This window comes from Streptomyces sp. NPDC002156, from assembly GCF_053593675.1.
Map to the genome: position 1 here is coordinate 1 of NZ_JBSFDA010000354.1, position 2,323 is coordinate 2,323.

Here is a 2,323-nt window from a genome sequence, read left to right on the forward strand (position 1 = left end):
CCAGCTTGCCCGAGTTGTTCGGATCGGCGATCAGGACGACCCCGATGAACGGCGTACCGAGGCTCTACTGTTCTAGCTCGCGTCCTCGCTGTCGATGCCCAGGCCGGGCAGGAGGCCCGGGAGGAGCGGGGGCAGCGTGACGTCCGGTTCGGTGGTGGACGGGGTGGTCGTGGACGGGGATGCCGTGCCGCTGTCCTGGGGCGGGTCGAGGAGGCCGCCGGTGTTGCCGCCGAGCAGGCCGTCGTCGACGGAGTCGGAGGTGGACGGCTTGGGGTTGCCGCTGCTGGATTCGCGCCCGTCGGTGGAGTCGCCGCCGGTGTCGCTGGGTGCGGCCGACCGGTCGGCGCCGGACGAACTCGTGCCCGACTCCGGTCCGGTGCCCTGCCGTTGGCCTCCGCCCGCACCGCCGCCGCCCGGGCCGCTCTTGGCGGGGGGCTTCGGGAGCAGGGACTGGAGGGGGGCGACCTCTTGGTCTATGGCGTCGAAGACCGACGAGACCTCCTGGCTCACGTCCCCGAGCTGGACCGGGAGGCGGTCGCGCAGGGCGCCCCAGGCTTCGCGGTGGGAGCGGGAGAAGGCGTCCAGGGCCTGGATGGGGCCCAGGGAGTCGGGGTCGCGCTGATACGCCTCGTGCAGCAGGCGGTGCCCCTCCGAGGCGTCGTGCCGCATGCCGGACAGGGCGCGGCGGATCTCGCCGAGCGACTCGTGGTCGAGCTGTCCGGCGCGGTCGCGCTCCATGAGCCTGCGGGCCTCGCTGAGCCTCGTCGAGGCCTGGTCGAGGTAGACCTCGCCTCGCTCGTTGTCGCCGTCGGCCAGGTAGTTGAGCTTGATGTCCTCGATGCCGCGCTTCAGGCCGTACAGCGAATCACCGGGCAGGGCGTCGGAACTGGCAGCGGCGACGCCGCCGAAGGCTCCCGCGGCCACGCCCACGCTGAGCCCGCCCGCGGCGAGACCCTTCGTCAGCCGTGAACGCGGTCGCAACTTCCCCAGCCCGCTCGCCCGGTGCGCGCCCCTGGCCCGGGAGCGCTGTTCGGGGACCAAAGGGTCCGCCGCTTCGCCTCCCGGCACCGTGCCGTCCCGCAGCATGGCCTCCATCGCGGCCACCAACTGGGCCCGGTGGACGACCTTGACCGCGGGGTCGAGCACCGGCTTCGGCAGCTCGCCGAGACCGGTCGCGAGGGCCACCAGTCGGTTCGGTTCGGTGCGTTCCGCCCTGTGGTCCGCCCGGGGGGCCGTCCGTTCCTCGGCTGCCGGGGACGGCTCCGGGTCAGGGTCCGGTGCCGGTCCGTCGGGCTGCTCTGCCGCCGAGTCCCGGTCGGACAGCTCCTCCAGGGCCTGGGCGAAGGCGTTCGCCCGCCGGTGCGCCGAAACGTTCGCGATCACTGGCGGCACCTCCTCTCGTCATGACGGTCGACTCCCCAGGGGGTCCTGAGGGTTGCACGCCCCTGACCGCATCCACACGATCGAGTGATCGGAGACGGCCGGGGAGTGACCACAGGGAGCCTGTATCCCGCACAACGAGTGGCGCGGCACTTGGGTTACGGACGGCGGATGATCGGACCGCGAACTCAACGGACTTTCACGGAAGGTGAGTTGGTGGTCGCTGAGGGTGCGGCCGGTGGGCGTGCGAAAACCCGGTGGAGCGTGGGGAGCGGGGTGGGGTGCGTGGGGTGCCGGGTCGCTTCTTCCGGCTCGGGTGCGGTGCGGGCGTACGCGGGGTGCTTCGTACGGCCTTTCAGCGCGCGTCTTCCGGGAGGAGCCGGGCGAGGGTGCGGACGGCGCGGTACTGGAGGGTCTTGATCGCGCCCTCGTTCTTGCCCATGACGCGGGCGGTCTCGGCGACGGACAGCCCCTGGAGGAAACGCAGCGTCACGCACTCCTGCTGCTGGGGGTTGAGGCGTCGTACGGCGTCGAGGAGAGCGGCGTTCGAGAGGGACTCCAGGACGGAGTCCTCCGGTGAGCGCTCGACCTCGTTGGCGTCCAGCATCTCGCCGGTCGTGACCTCCAGCCGGAAGCGGCTGGACTTGAAGTGGTCGGCGACGAGGTTGCGGGCGATGGTGACGAGCCAGGCGCCGAAGTCGCGGCCCTGATAGGTGAAGGTCCCGATGCGGCGCAGGGCGCGCAGGAACGTCTCGCTCGTCAGGTCCTCGGCGGTGGCCTTTCCTCCCACGCGGTAGTAGATGTACCGGTACACAGTGTCGCTGTACTGGTCGTAGAGGCGGCCGAAGGCGTCGGCCTCGCCGGCCTGGGCGCGTTCGACAAGGTCCATCATGCGGGCGCTGTCGCTGTCGGCGGCGGGGCGTCGCGCGGTGGCGGCGCCGGC

The 2,323-nt window shown here is 71.9% G+C and carries 2 protein-coding genes; both read right to left on the minus strand.

Annotated features, from left to right (window positions below; all coding sequences use genetic code 11):
• Positions 1-72: 72 nt before the first annotated feature.
• Entirely contained in the window at positions 73-1,383 is a 1,311-nt protein-coding gene (locus ACWCRB_RS49625; protein WP_451002346.1) for a DUF5667 domain-containing protein, read from the minus strand.
• A gap of 352 nt (positions 1,384-1,735) precedes the next feature.
• Positions 1,736-2,323, minus strand: a 588-nt coding sequence (locus ACWCRB_RS49630; RefSeq protein WP_451002347.1) for an ECF subfamily RNA polymerase sigma factor, BldN family, incomplete at its 5' end; no start/stop codon positions are given.